Origin of the sequence: Streptomyces monticola, assembly GCF_042665355.1 — a bacterium.
Classification (GTDB): domain Bacteria; phylum Actinomycetota; class Actinomycetes; order Streptomycetales; family Streptomycetaceae; genus Streptomyces; species Streptomyces monticola.
In genome coordinates, this window is sequence record NZ_JBHTCF010000005.1 from 435,487 (window position 1) to 448,908 (window position 13,422).

The following is a 13,422-nucleotide window of genomic DNA, read 5'->3' on the forward strand; positions in this document are numbered from 1 at the left end:
CGCTGTAACTTCACCGGACATCCGACGTCCTATGTCCGCTGTCCGCCACGTGGAGTGCTCATGCCCTTTTCGCGTACCAGCCGGATCGTGTGCCTCGCCGCCGCCCTCGTCGCCGTCACCGGCGGCACCGCCGCCGCGCAGTCCCCGGGATCCGACGTGCCGTCAGGCGGTCCATGCACCTCGTCCGTCCCGTACAGAGCGGGCCAGGACGGATACGACACGTACCGCATACCCGCGACGCTCAGAACCCGGGCGGGCACGCTGCTCGCCTTCGCCGAAGGCAGGGTCGGGAGCGCGGGCGACACCGGCAACATCGATGTCGTCCTCAGGCGCTCCACGGACGGCGGCTGTACGTGGGGGCCGCTGAGCGTCGTCGTGGCGGGCGGCGGCGACACCCGGGGCAACCCCGCGCCCGTCGTCGACCCGCGCACCGGCAAGGTCGTGCTCGTCACGTCGTACAACAGCGGTGCGGTGACCGAGGCGCAGATCATGCGCGGCGATGCCACCTGGGAGCAGAGCCGCCGGGTGTTCGTGCAGAGCAGCCGTGACGACGGCCGTTCCTTCACACGGCCCCGCGAGATCACCCGGGACGTGAAGCTGCCGCACTGGCGGTGGTACGCGACGGGACCCGGGCACGCCCTTGCCCTGACGCGCGGCCCGCACGCCGGGCGGCTGGTGATCCCCGCCAACCACTCCGTGGCGCCGCCGGAGGGCTCCACGGACACCGGGCAGGAACCCAGGTACTACGGCGCGCACGCCTTCTACAGCGACGACGGCGGCCGCAGCTGGGAGCTGGGGTTCGTGGAGGACGCGTACGAGGGTGTGAACAACGCGAACGAGTCGATCGCGGCCCAACTGCCCGACGGGCGCCTGTACTTCAGCGCCCGGGACCAGCACGGGACGAGCGCGGGGAACCGGCTCGACTCGTATTCGAGCGACGGCGGTGCGTCGCTCGACCGCCCGTACGCGGTGCAGCCCACACTGAGCGACGTGCCGGTCGTGCAGGGGAGTGTGCTGCAGCTCGCGGGGCGGGACGGGGGGCTGCTGTTCTCGGGTCCTTCGCTGCCCACGGCCCGGCAGTCGATGGCGGTGTGGCGGAGCGGGGACGGCGGGGGCACCTTCCGCAAGGTGCGGACGCTCTCCTCGCAGAAGGCCGCGTACTCGGATCTGGTGCAGGTGGGGCGCAGGACCGTCGGGATCCTGTACGAGACGGGTGTCTCGGGCACGTACGAGACGATCGAGTTCCGGCGGCTCCCGGTGGCGGAACTGGGCGGGTAGGCGGGACGGGCGGCCGTCCGGGGCGCGGCAGGGCGCCCCGGCGCGGGCTCAGCCCACCCACTCCCGCAACAGCTTCTCGCGCTCCGCACCCCGGGGCGTCCCGCCCTCGTGTGCGCGGCCCCACGCCGACATCGCCGCCAGTGTCGCGGCCGTCGTCGCGGCGCCCTCCGTGAGGCGGGACAGGAGGGTGCGGGAGAGGGCCACTTCGGTGGGGGAGTAGCCGACGGCCGCGGCGACGTAGGCCGACAACTCGTGGTCGCCGCCGGATGATTCCATGCGCAGCGTCATCAGCGCAGGCTCGTCCGTCGGCCCGTGGGCCATGGGCCCGCCCAGTGACATCACCGCGGTCAGCGCCAGGTCCGTGGCCACGCCCACCCGCCGGATCAGGGACTTCACGGGGACGTCCGCCGCCGTGAGCGTGCGCACGTCCTCCCACGGGTGCAAGCCGGACTGCCGTTCGCCGAGAGCCACCACGCCCTCCGGGGCCAGCCGTACCCCGGGCGCGTGGCCGGACGGCTTCGCGCCCACGTACACATCGCTCTCGACGATCCAGAACAGGCCCACCATGGCCATGAGTTGCTCACGTCCCCCGTGTCGCACACCAAACGATCAAGTCACCCTAGCCGTTACAGCAGACCGGCCGCCGCCAGGTACTTCCCCACCCGCTCCACTTCCCCCGAGGACAACGGGACTTGCGGCACCGCTGTCGCCGGGCAGTCGATCACGCCCCGCAGGTGCAGCGCCGCCTTGAACGCGCCGAGGGCGGAGGACGAGCCGCCCATGCGGGACGGGTCGCCGACGGCCGTCATGGCGAACAGGCCGCACAGGCGCTCCTGTTCGGCTCGTGCGCGGGCCCAGTCGCCGCTGCGGCAGTAGCGGTAGAGGCGTACATAGCCCTCGGGGTCGACGTTGCCGAGGCCGGGGACCACGCCGTCGGCGCCCATCGCGAGGGCCGAGTCGACGGTCAGTTCCGCACCCGTGAGGACGCTGAAGTCCGTGATGTCGGCGCGGGCGCGGGTGCCGAGCAGGACGCGGCGGAAGGTGCCCTCGTCGCCGCTGGAGTCCTTGACCCCGGCGAGTACGCCCTCGGCGGCGAGGTCGAGGAGCAGGTCGGCGCCCAGTTTCGTGTGCACCGAGACCGGGAGGTCGTAGGCGAAGAGGGGGACCGGGGACGCGGCGGCCACCTCGCGGAAGTGCGTGGCGATCTCGGCGGGGTGCGTGCGGGTGTAGAACGGCGCCGTGGTCACCACCGCGTCCGCGCCGGCCGCCGTCACGGCCACCACATGGTCGCGTACCCGCAGCGTCGTCATATCGATCGCGCCTGCCAGGACCGGGAGTTGGCCGGCGACATGGCCGGTCACCGTGTCGACGACGGTCCTGCGGTGCCGGTCGGGCAGGTAGGCCGCCTCGGAGGACGAGCCGAGCACGAACAGCGCGTCGACTCCGGCGGTGACCAGATGGTCCACGAGCCGGGTCAGTGAGCCGACGTCCACCTCGTTGTCCGGTGTCAGGGGTGTGCAGACGGGCGGGACGACACCGGTCAGCGGGGTGGGAAGAGTCATTGATCCTCCTGGGGTACGGCCGTGGCGGCGGCCTGGGTGACGAGTTCGTGGAGCGACTGGCCGTCGTCCACGGGGTGGTGGCAGCGGAAGCGATGGGCGGCGGCGGAGCCCGACTGCGCGAAGTCCGGCATCGTCGCCGCACACTCCGCGTCCGCCTTCCAGCAGCGGGTGCGGAAGGGGCAGCCGCTGGGCGGCCGGGTGGCGGAGGGCACGGGCCCCGCCAGGGGGATGGGGTCGATGGGGTCCAGGAGGCCCGGCGTCGCCGAGAACAGGGCCCAGGTGTACGGGTGGCGGGCGCGGGTCAGGCCCTCGTCGGCGGGGGACTCCTCGACGATTCTGCCCAGGTACATCGTGATCACCCGGTCGCTCATCCGCCGGACCGTCTGGATGTCGTGCGAGACGAAGACCAGGGCCAGACCGAGGCGTTCCTTCAGGTCGAGGAGGAGGTTGAGGATCTGGGCGCGGACCGAGACGTCGAGGGCGCTCGTCGGCTCGTCGGCGACCACGAGCTGCGGGTCGAGCGCCAGGGCCCTGGCGATGGCCACCCGCTGCCGCTGACCGCCGGAGAGCTGCCCCGGCAGGCCGTCCGCGAGCACCTTCGGCAGACCGACCAGGGACATCAACTCCCGGACGCGTTCCTCGCGTTCGGCGGGCGTGCCGCGCCTGTGGACGTCCAGCGGGTCGCGCAGGATCTGGCGTACCGTCAGACGGCGGTTCAGAGCCGTCGAGGGGTCCTGGAAGATCATGCCGACGCCGGTGCCGACTGCGGCACGGCGCTCGGCGGGCTTCATGGCCCACAGGTCACGCCCGTCGAAGGACACCGTTCCCGACGTCGGGCGCTGTACGCCCACCAGGACCTTGGCGAGCGTGGACTTGCCGCAGCCCGACTCGCCGACCACGCCGACCGTCTCGCCGGCGGCGACGGTCAGATCGGCGCCGGTCAGGGCGTACACCCGGTCCCGGGAGAACAGACCGCCCGAGCGGGCCCGGTGCACCACATGGGTGTCCGTGAGCGCCACCAGTTCCGTCGCAGCCCTCAACTCGGTTTCTTCCGCGCTCACTTGACCGTCTCGCTTCCCCTGGGCGCGGGCGCCGTCAGCGCGACCGCCGGATGGTGGCAGGCGGCGGAGTGCCGGCGCCCGGCGCCGAGCAGCTCCGGTGCCGTCGTACGGCAGATCTCGCTCGCCAGCGGGCAGCGGTCCGCGAACCGGCAGCCGGCCGGGAAGTCGGCGGGTGCGGGCACGACGCCCTTGATCTGGGTGAGGCGCTGTGCCGCCGACTCCAGGGAGAGGACCGAGCCGAGCAGTCCGCGCGTGTAGTGGTGCGAGGGGGTCGCCACCAGGTCGGCGGTGACACCGGTCTCGACGATCTGCCCGCCGTACATCACCACCACCCGGTCGGTGACGTCGGCGACCAGGGCCAGGTCGTGCGAGACCAGGACCAGGGCGAAGCCCAGCTCCGCGCGCAGCCGCAGGAGGAGTTCGATGACCTGGGCCTGGACCGTCACGTCCAGGGCCGTGGTCGGCTCGTCGGCGACGATCAGCTTCGGGTTGCGGGACAGGGCCATGGCGATCAGGACGCGCTGGCGCTGGCCGCCGGAGAGCTCGTGCGGATAGCTGCGCAGGGTGCGCTCCGGGTCGAGGCCGACGAGTCCGAGCAGCTCCACCGAGGTGCGTGCGCCGCCTCTGCGGACGACCTGCTTGAGCTGGGAGCGGATGGTCATCGCCGGGTTCAGGGACGACAGCGCGTCCTGGTAGATCATCGCCATGTCGTGGCCGAGGAGCCGGCGGCGCGCGCTCATCGGCAGGCCGGTCAGCTCCTGGCCGTCGAAGGTGACCCGGCCCCCGATGCGGGCGCCCTTGGGCTGCAGGCCCATCACGGTCAGGGCGGTCAGGGACTTCCCGCAGCCCGACTCGCCGACCAGGCCGAGGACTTCGCCGGGGCGTACGTCGAAGCTGATGCCGTCGACGATGTCGCGGCCGCCGTGGCGCCGGTCGAAGCCGATGGCCAGATCGGTGACCTCGAGGACCGGTGGGCCCTCGGGCAGCGGCCGGGCGCGGGCACGGAGCCTGGCGGCCGCCTCCGTGAGTCCCGGAAGGGCGAGGACCTTGCCGGTGCCGGGCTCGGGGGCCTCCAACTCGTCTTCCCTGCGGGCCTTTTGAGCCGGAACGTCGCGGGCGGCGGGCGCGGCCCAGGCGTCCGAGACGCCCTCGGAGAGCACGTTCAGGGCGAGCACGGTGATCAGCATCAGGAGGCCGGGGAAGACCGTGGCCCACCAGCCGCCGGTGAGCACCATGTTCTTGCCGTCGGCGATGACGCTGCCCCAGGACGGGTCGGGGGGCCGGACGCCCGCGCCGATGAAGGAGAGCGAGGCCTCGAAGACGATGGCCTCGGCGACCTGCACGGTGCAGAAGACGAGCACGGGCGCGGCGCAGTTGACGGCCACGTGCTTGAGGACGATGTGCGGGGTGCGGGCGCCGATGACGCGCTCGGCCGTGACGTAGTCCTCGCCGTACTGGTCCATCACGTTGGCGCGTACGACCCGGGCGATCGGAGGAGTGTAGAGGAAGGCGATGGCGCCGATCAGGACCGGGATGCTGCCGCCGAACACGGCGATGAGGACGGCCGCGAGCGCGATGCCGGGGAAGGCCATCACGATGTCGAGGCAGCGCATCAGGAACTCGTCGACGGCCTTGCGCGAGGTCGCCGCTATCGCCCCGATCAGGGCGCCCGCGGCCAGGCCGAGCAGGGTGGCGCCCAGGCCGATGACGAGCGAGAGCCGGGCGCCGTGCATGAGCCGGCTGAGGATGTCGCGGCCCAGGCTGTCCTGGCCCATCCAGTGCCCGCCGGAGGGATGGCCCGTGCCGTCGGCCATGGGGGCCTGGTCGAGCGGGTCGTGCGGGGCGAGCAGCGGTGCGAGCGCGGCCATCAGGACGACGACGGCGATCACCCCGACGGAGATCTTGGACAGCAGGGGCAGCCGCCTGAACCCGCGCAGCCTGATGCCGGGCCGGGAGAGGAGTTCCGCGAGCTGTTTCCGGGTTCTCACGCGGCGCTCCTCAGGCGGGGGTTGACCAGGAGATAGAGGATGTCGATGGCCAGGTTCACCACGACGAAGCCGATGGCGGTGGTGATGACCACGCCCTGCACCACGGCCGGATCACCGTTCTTCACCGCGGTGATCATCAAGTTGCCCATCCCGGGCAGGGCGAAGATCGTCTCGATGACGACGGCGCCGCCGAGCAGATAGCCGACCCGCAGTCCGAGCACGGTGAGCGGATTGATCAGGGCGTTGCGCAGCACATTGCGGCCGACCACGACGACCGGCGGCAGTCCGCTGCCGATCGCCGTGCGCACATAGTCCTTGTCCAGCTCCTCCACCACGGCCGTGCGCACGATCCGGGTGAGCTGGGCGGCGACCGGCAGCGAGAGCGCGAAGGCGGGCAGGGTCATGGTCTTCAGCCAGCCCGTGAACGAGTCCGCCGGATTGACATAGCCGCTGGTCGGGAACCAGCCCGCCTCCACCGCCAGATACTGGATCATCAGCAGCGCCAGCCAGAAGCCGGGCGCGGCGACCCCGGTCAGGGAGACCACCCGGATCAGCTGGTCGGGCAGCCGGTCCCGGTAGATGGCGGCGGTGACCCCGAGGACCAGGGAGATCACCACGGCGATGCCCAGGCCCATGAAGGTCAGCTGCATGGTGAGCGGCAGGGCGGTGCTGATCTGCTCGATCACCGGCGCCCTGGTGAGGACGCTGATGCCCATGTCGCCCTGGAGCAGCTCGCCGACGAACGCCACGTACCGCACCGGCAGCGGATCGAGCAGGCCGTGCTCCTCCCGGAAGTCGTGCAGCTGCTCCGGGGTCGGGTTGGTGCCCTGGTAGAACGCGGCCGCCGGGTCGACGTCGGAGAACCGCATCACCAGGAACACGAACAGGACGATGCCCAGCATCAGCGGGACGAGCAGGGCTATCCGGCGGGCCAGGATTCTGGCGATCTGAACCATGCGAACTAACGTCCCCCGAGGGTCAGTTGGCGGGCTTCGCCTGCAGCAGGTTGATTCCGGGATACGGCTGGGCGCGCACACCGGACAGCTTGTCCGGGTCCCAGGCCGTCATCAGCTCGTTGTGGACCACCGGGTAGATCACCGCGTTCTCCGCGACGACGTCGATGTACTCCTGCACCATCTCGGTCTTCTTCGCGGCGTCGGCCTCGCGCGTGGCCTGGTCCATCATCTTGAAGAGCTTCTTCGCCTCGGAGTCGGAGGCCCAGCGCGCGTACTGCATCCAGAGGTTCTCGGCCCCGTAGTTGTAGTGCATGATCAGGTCGGCCTCGACGCCGAACTGGTTGGGGTTGGAGGCGGCCGCGACGACCTGGAAGTCCTTCTTCTGGTCGAGCTTGGTGAACAGGGCGGCGGTCTCCTGCGGTTCGAGCGTCGTCTCCACGCCGATCTTGCGCCAGGACTCCTCGATGGTGGGCAGACAGTCCACGATCCAGCTGACGTTCACGGCCATCAGATTGACCTTGAGGCCGCTGACCCCGGCGTCCTTGAGGAGCTGCTTGGCCTTGTCGGGGTCGTAGCCGTAGACGGTCTTCGCCTTGCGGTAGGAGGGGTTGCCCTCGTCGAGGAACGAGCTGGACGCCTTGCCGTGCCCCTTGAGCGCCGCCGAGATCATCTTGTCCCGGTCGATGGCGTAGTGCAGGGCCTGGCGCACGCGTACGTCGTCGAAGGGCTTGTGCGCCGTGTTGAACATCAGGAACAGGTTGTTCATGCCGGCGCCGCCCTCGACCTTCAGGCCGTCCTTCTCCAGCTGGGCGATATTGGCGTACGGGACGTTGTCGGCGATCTGCGCGCCCGCGCTGGCACCGGAGATCTTGGCGACGCGGGGCGCGGCGTCCACGATCGTCAGCCAGTTCATCTTCTTGAACGCCGCCTTGCGCGGGCCGTTGTAGTCCGCGAAGGCCGCGAAGGTGGTGTTGGACTTGGGGTGGTGCGCGGTCTGCTCGTACGGGCCCGAGCCGACCGCCAGACCCTTGATCGCCTTGTCCCACGCACCCGGCTTCGAGAACACATGCTTCGGCATGATCTTGGCGAGGGTGAGCCGCGCCGCGCCGTCCGGGAAGGGGAACTTGAGCACCAGCTCGACGTTCTGCGCGTCGACCTTCTTGACCTCCTTAAGCCAGGACGCGAAGAAGCCCTTGGCGAGCGTCTGGGTCTTGGGGTCGAGGATCCGCGCGAAGGTGAACACCACGTCGTCCGCCGTGACCGGCTTCCCGTCGTGCCACTTGGCGCCCGAGCGCAGCGTGAACTTCCAGGAGGTGGCGGTCTTGAGGTCCTTGGGTATCGCGGTGGCCAGGGCGGCGTACGGCTTCCGCGTGATCGGATCGGTGTCGAGCAGCCCCTCGTAGATGTGGTGGTTGCCCGCCATCGCGAAGGCCGAAGCGGTTTGCGTGGGGTCCCAACTGCCGTCGTTGCCATAGCCGATGACGACGGTCAGCGATTCCAGCCCGTCCTTTTCGTCACCGGTCTCGTTGGTGGACTCCGGGCCGCCCCCGCAGGCGGAGAGGGTCGTGGTGATGGCGGCGGCGGCGCCGATGGCGCCGGTGTACTTCAGGAAGGACCGGCGGTGCAGCGCCGATCCCGGGGTCACGTCGCTCACGGTGTCTCCAAGTCCCGGGCAGAGAAGGATGGTTGAGAGATCCCACGTCCTACGTCTGTAGGTAGCGCGACCATAGGAGTGCCGCAGGGAGCGGTCAAGAGATCGCGCAGGGACGGACTTTCTGCCCGAGGTGGGACGTGGGATGTCCATCGGCCTTACGCTGTGCCGCATGTCCGAGGAGCCGAAGAACTCAAGGGTGCCCTCTGCCCGGGAACGACGCGTGGGGACACAGATCCGGCGTGACGTCATGCAGTTGATCCTCGACCGCAGACTTCCCCCCGGCGCACCGCTGCCCACCGAGGCCGAGCTGATGGAGAGCCTCGGGGTCAGCAGAAACTCCGTACGCGAGGCGCTCAAGGCCCTGCAGGCCCTCGACATCGTCGAGATCAGACACGGCTACGGCACCTATGTGGGGCAGGCCTCGCTGACCCCGCTCATCGACGGTCTGACCTTTCGCACCCTGGCCCAGGTCTCGGACGACCACGCCGCGCTCGGCGAGATCCTCCAGGTGCGGGAGGTGCTCGAAGAGGGACTGATCCGCCGGGTCGCGGGCGGCCTCGCCGACGCCGAACTCGCCCAACTCGAGTCCATAGTCGGCCGGATGGAAGAGGCCGCCCGCTCCGGCGAGTCCTTCCCGGACCTGGACCGCGAGTTCCACGAAACGCTCTACGAAACCCTCGGCAACGCTCTCGTGCCCCAGCTCCTCGCGGCGTTCTGGAGCGTCTTCCACCGGGTGGCGGGGGTGCGCGGCTGGGATCGCGACCCGGCGCCGAAGGTCACGGCACAGCGGCACCGCGACATCCTCACGGCGCTGCGGGCGCGGGACGTGGCGGGTGCGCAGGCGGCGATGACGGATCACTTCCGGGGCATCGAGGCCCGGGCGGGACAAGCGACTCTGGGGGTCAAGTGACGGACACAGAAAGCGAGTTCGCGGTACAGGGCGGGACAGGCGGCAGGCGCGGCCCCATCGCGGACGAACGCATCGGCCACTTCTACGGCAAGCTGCGCTCACTCGCGTACGGCGGCGACTACAACCCCGAGCAGTGGGGCCCGGATGTGCACGCCGAGGACATGGAGCTGATGCGCGTGGCGGGCGTGAACCTCGCGACCGTCGGCATCTTCTCCTGGGCCCAGGCCGAACCCGCCCCGGGTGTCTATGAGTTCGGCTGGCTCGACGGCCACCTCGACCGGCTCGCCGAGGCCGGCGTCGCGGTCTCCCTCGCCACGATGACGGCCTCGCCGCCGCCGTGGCTGGCCCGCCTGCACCCGGAGACCCTGCCGGTGCTCGCGGACGGCACGCGCCTCTACCCGGGCTCCCGCCAGCACTGGTGCCCGTCGAGCCCGGTCTTCCGCTCGTACGCGGTACGCCTGGCCGAGCAGCTGGCGAAGCGGTACGCGGACCATCCGGCACTGGCGCTGTGGCACATAGGCAACGAATACGGCTGCCACATCTCGCGGCACTGCCACTGCGAGATCTCCACGGCGGCCTTCCGCGACTGGCTGCGCGAGCGCTACGGCACCCTCGACGCGCTCAACTCGGCCTGGTCCACGGACTTCTGGGCCCAGCGCTACGGCCAGTGGGACGAGATCCACACGCCGCGTGCGGCCCCGTCCTTCCGTAACCCCGCACAGCAGCTGGACTATCTGCGCTTCTCCTCGGACGAGCTCCTGGCCTGCTATCTGGCGGAGAAGCGGGTCCTGGACGACCTCACCCCCCAGATTCCGGTGACGACCAACTTCGTGCCGGTCGCCAAGACCCTCGACCTCTTCAAGTGGGCCCGGGAGACGGACATCGTCTCCTACGACTCCTACCCGGACCCGCACGACCCGGCATCGGTGCACGAGGCGGCCTTCTCGTACGACGTGATGCGCGGCCTGAAGGGCGGCCGCTCCTGGCTGCTGCTTGAGCAGGCGCCGAGCGCAGTCAACTGGCGTACTCGCAACGGCCGTAAGCCCTCCGGGGGAATGCGCCTCGGCAGCTGGCAGGCCGTGGCACACGGCGCGGACTCGGTGCTGTTCTTCCAGTGGCGGCAGTCGCGGGGCGGCGCGGAGAAGTTCCACTCGGCGATGGTGCCGCACGGCGGCCGTGAGACCCGGATCTTCCGGGAGGTCACCGAACTGGGCGCCGAACTGGCCGCCCGCCCCGAGCTGTTGGGCTCGGTGCCCGAGCGCGCCGATGCGGCCCTGCTCCTGGACTGGCCGAACTGGTGGGCCCTGGAGCTCGACGCCCACCCCAGCGCGGATCTGCGCCTCCTTGAGACGGCCCTGGCTCACCACCGGCCGCTCTACGACGCGTCCGTGGCCTGCGACGTGGTCCCCACGGACGGCGACTGGTCCCCGTACAAGCTCCTGGTGGTCCCGAATCTCTACTCGGTGGACGAGGACACGGCGGCCCGCCTGCGCGCGTATACCGCCGCCGGCGGCACCCTCTTGATGTCCTTCTTCTCCGGCATCACGGACGCCCACGACCGGGTGCACCTGGGCGGCTACCCGGCGCCGTTCCGGTCCCTGCTCGGGCTGCGGGTGGAGGAGTTCGACCCGCAGCCCGACGGCTCCTGGCGCGAGGAGATCGTCCTTGAGGGAGCGGAGGCGGTGGCGTCCTTCCCCGACGGCGGCCCCTCGGTGACCCGGCACACCTACGGCGACGGCGTGGCCTGGTACCTCGGCACACGCCCCGACCCGGCCGCGATGCGCGCCCTCTTCGACCGCGTCCGCGCAGAGTGCGGCATCGAACCCCCGGAACCGGATCTGCCCGAGGGCGTCCAGGTCCGCACCCGGATCACCGCGGACGGCCGGCCCCTGCGCATCCGTATCGACGGGCGCGACGGGTCGGTGAGCGTGGACTGAGGCGAGCGGAGGGTTCGGCCGTCAGCCGTACCACGTGACATTGCAGATGTAGACGCACTCGTGGCGTGGCACTGGCAGGAAGCTGATGAAGCCGCGGCCGCCCAGGATGTCGAACTCCCGCAGCCCGCCTTCGCGGTCGGTCGGCCTGCCGATCCGGACGGCGTCCGGCCCGAGCGCGGCGAGCTCTGCGATGGTCGCTCGACCTCGGCCACCACGCCGAAGGGCAGGCCGTCGGTGATGTATTCCGCGCTTGGGTCGTAGTCCCAGTTCCAGGAGCTCACCGAAGTCCGGCCTCGACCTCTGCGGCTTCGTGGATCCGACGAATCTCTGTCATGGCCTCCGTCGGGCCCTGCTCACCGGCGTCGACGACACGCTCCAGCTCTCGCAGCCGCGCCGCGCGCTGAGGGTGCCGCTCGACGGCGACGAACACCCCTCAAGCGTGGACGAAAGCGCGCAGAGGGGCGAGGCTTTGCGACTGCTGGGCGTTCGTCGTCGCCTCGAAGAGGTGCTGGGTGAGCGCAGGCACCCGGCTGGCTGCGATCTTGGCCACGGCGGAACGCAGAGCGTCGGGCGTCAGCTCGGGCATGGGGATCAACGGGCCGCAGGGGCCGTCGGACAATGCGCTCACTGAGTGCCTCCGGGGTGTGCGGGACTGCTGTCTCGTACGCTACCGGCCTGCCGGAAGGGGCAGGCGGTGAACGCGACAAACCGCACATCGCGATGGCATGGGGTTCCGGGTCAGCCGAGGGACGCCGTCGCGAGGACGTCGCCCGTGACGACCAGCAGCACGCCGACGACGGCCAGGGCGAAGGCCCGCTTCGTGCGGCCGCGCCGGGCGAGTACCGCTGCCGCGAGGCAGCCCACGGTGGAGGCGGCGCAGAAGGCCACCCACGCGCCGGGTTCCACCTCCCCGGCCAGGCGCAGCCAGCTCACCGCCGGTCCGAGCACGGCGAGCAGCAGCGCCGCGATCATGGTGCCTCTGCGCGCGGCCCTGGCTTTGTGCAGCCGGGCCAACACCGCCTCCACCGAGCCCTGTTCGTATTCCACCGACCCCTGTTCACCCCGTGTGGTCATGGCAAATGAGCGTACCGCCAGGGCCTGTGGTCTCAGCCCGCGTTCAGGACCGCCGAGCCCAGCGGGGTCAGCGAGTGCCGTACGGAGTTGCGGTGCCGCACGCTCGACACCAGGCCCGCGGCGCGCAGCACGGCGGCGTGTTCGCTCGCCGACGACAGTGACACGCCGGCCCGCCGCGCCAGTTCGCTGGTCGTGCAGTCACCGGAGAGGGCCCGCAGGACCGCGGCCCGGGTGTGCCCCATGAGCGTCGCCAGGCGCTGGTCCTGGCGGGACCCGGGCTCCGGGTGGACTTCGCGGCGGGCCGGGTACACCAGGAGCGGCGGCAGCGACGCGTCGGCCAGGGCCACCGGGCTGCGGCAGAAGTACGACGGCACGAGCAGCAACCCACGCCCCTCCAGGCGCAGTTCGCGCTCGACCGGGTAGGCGACTTCGAGTACCGGCTCCCGCCAGCGGATATCGGGCCCGTAGGTCCGCAGCATCGCCTCCGCGCCGCCCTGCCACAGTGCGTGCAGGCGCAGCGAACGGTCGGCCCGGGTGCAGCGGCCGATGTGCGGCCAGGCAGGACCGAGCGCCGTGTGGTGGTAGTCGCGCAGACTGCGGGCGAGCGCACGCAGCGTCGCGGGCTCGCCGTCCGCCAGGGAACGGGTCCAGGAGGGCAGCTCGTTGCGGTGCGCCAGGGCGGTGAGTTCGGACCGCAGCCGGGTGCGGGGCGTGGACATCAGGGCTTCCAGGCCGTGTTCCATCCCGGCCGCGGCGGCCGGTGGCGTGAGGAAGTCAGGGAAGTAGCCGCGGGGCGGTACGAGCGGCAGCAGGACGCGCAGTGGGCCGCTCCGGATCCGGGTGGTTCCCCGCCAGGCCGCGAGGGCGGGTTCCGGCCGCCGGTCCCGCAGACGGTGCAGGCTGAGGACGGTCTCCCACAGTGGATCGGCCCCGTCGGACACCCGGGTGCGGGCCAGGTCCGCGGCGGTGAAGTGAATACGCAGCACGGTGTGGTTCCCCCGT

13 protein-coding genes are annotated in these 13,422 nt (G+C 70.9%); 3 read left to right on the forward strand and 10 right to left on the reverse strand.

Annotation, left to right across the window (positions count from 1 at the left end; translation table 11 throughout):
• Nucleotides 1-60 precede the first annotated feature (60 nt).
• On the forward strand, nt 61-1,278 hold the full coding sequence (locus ACFQVC_RS15545) for a sialidase family protein (protein WP_381830972.1): 1,218 nt from the start codon (nt 61-63) through the stop codon (nt 1,276-1,278).
• 48 nt (nt 1,279-1,326) lie between these two features.
• Here ACFQVC_RS15545 and ACFQVC_RS15550 read toward each other — a convergent pair whose 3' ends face one another.
• The 6 genes from ACFQVC_RS15550 to ACFQVC_RS15575 are packed head-to-tail and all read right to left on the reverse strand — an operon-like array spanning nt 1,327 to nt 8,499.
• On the reverse strand, nt 1,327-1,851 hold the full coding sequence (locus ACFQVC_RS15550) for a hypothetical protein (RefSeq protein WP_381830973.1): 525 nt from the start codon (nt 1,849-1,851) through the stop codon (nt 1,327-1,329).
• A 53-nt stretch (nt 1,852-1,904) separates the two neighbouring features.
• A complete protein-coding gene (locus tag ACFQVC_RS15555; RefSeq protein ID WP_381830974.1) occupies nt 1,905-2,840 on the reverse strand; it encodes a dihydrodipicolinate synthase family protein in 936 nt (311 codons plus the stop codon).
• Nucleotides 2,837-3,901, reverse strand: coding sequence for an oligopeptide/dipeptide ABC transporter ATP-binding protein (locus ACFQVC_RS15560; protein ID WP_381830975.1), 1,065 nt, complete (start codon nt 3,899-3,901; stop codon nt 2,837-2,839). The genes ACFQVC_RS15555 and ACFQVC_RS15560 overlap by 4 nt, the downstream gene beginning before the upstream one ends.
• Entirely contained in the window at nt 3,898-5,889 is a 1,992-nt protein-coding gene (locus tag ACFQVC_RS15565; protein WP_381830976.1) for a dipeptide/oligopeptide/nickel ABC transporter permease/ATP-binding protein, read from the reverse strand. Before ACFQVC_RS15565 ends, ACFQVC_RS15560 begins: the two co-directional genes overlap by 4 nt.
• Nucleotides 5,886-6,845 (reverse strand): ABC transporter permease, encoded by a 960-nt coding sequence (locus tag ACFQVC_RS15570; protein WP_381830977.1) that lies wholly within the window; start codon nt 6,843-6,845, stop codon nt 5,886-5,888. The genes ACFQVC_RS15565 and ACFQVC_RS15570 overlap by 4 nt, the downstream gene beginning before the upstream one ends.
• A gap of 22 nt (nt 6,846-6,867) precedes the next feature.
• On the reverse strand, nt 6,868-8,499 hold the full coding sequence (locus ACFQVC_RS15575) for an ABC transporter substrate-binding protein (protein ID WP_381830978.1): 1,632 nt from the start codon (nt 8,497-8,499) through the stop codon (nt 6,868-6,870).
• A 169-nt stretch (nt 8,500-8,668) separates the two neighbouring features.
• Between ACFQVC_RS15575 and ACFQVC_RS15580 the strand changes: the two genes are divergently transcribed.
• Both ACFQVC_RS15580 and ACFQVC_RS15585 read left to right on the forward strand, forming a co-directional pair.
• Nucleotides 8,669-9,409 (forward strand): FadR/GntR family transcriptional regulator, encoded by a 741-nt coding sequence (locus ACFQVC_RS15580; RefSeq protein ID WP_381830979.1) that lies wholly within the window; start codon nt 8,669-8,671, stop codon nt 9,407-9,409.
• A gap of 92 nt (nt 9,410-9,501) precedes the next feature.
• On the forward strand, nt 9,502-11,346 hold the full coding sequence (locus ACFQVC_RS15585; RefSeq protein ID WP_381831069.1) for a beta-galactosidase: 1,845 nt from the start codon (nt 9,502-9,504) through the stop codon (nt 11,344-11,346).
• Between the two features lie 277 nt (nt 11,347-11,623).
• Here the strand turns inward: ACFQVC_RS15585 and ACFQVC_RS15590 are convergent, their stop codons facing one another.
• The 4 genes from ACFQVC_RS15590 to ACFQVC_RS15605 form a co-directional block, all read right to left on the reverse strand.
• Nucleotides 11,624-11,776: a hypothetical protein gene (locus tag ACFQVC_RS15590; RefSeq protein WP_381830980.1), complete on the reverse strand. Its 153-nt coding sequence runs from the start codon at nt 11,774-11,776 to the stop codon at nt 11,624-11,626.
• Nucleotides 11,777-11,779: 3 nt separating this feature from the next.
• Nucleotides 11,780-11,974 carry a hypothetical protein gene (locus ACFQVC_RS15595; protein WP_381830981.1) on the reverse strand — a complete coding sequence of 65 codons (195 nt, stop codon included), beginning with the start codon at nt 11,972-11,974 and terminating at the stop codon, nt 11,780-11,782.
• A 110-nt stretch (nt 11,975-12,084) separates the two neighbouring features.
• On the reverse strand, nt 12,085-12,420 hold the full coding sequence (locus ACFQVC_RS15600) for a hypothetical protein (RefSeq protein ID WP_381830982.1): 336 nt from the start codon (nt 12,418-12,420) through the stop codon (nt 12,085-12,087).
• Between the two features lie 32 nt (nt 12,421-12,452).
• Nucleotides 12,453-13,406, reverse strand: coding sequence for an ArsR/SmtB family transcription factor (locus ACFQVC_RS15605; protein ID WP_381830983.1), 954 nt, complete (start codon nt 13,404-13,406; stop codon nt 12,453-12,455).
• Nucleotides 13,407-13,422: the final 16 nt, after the last annotated feature.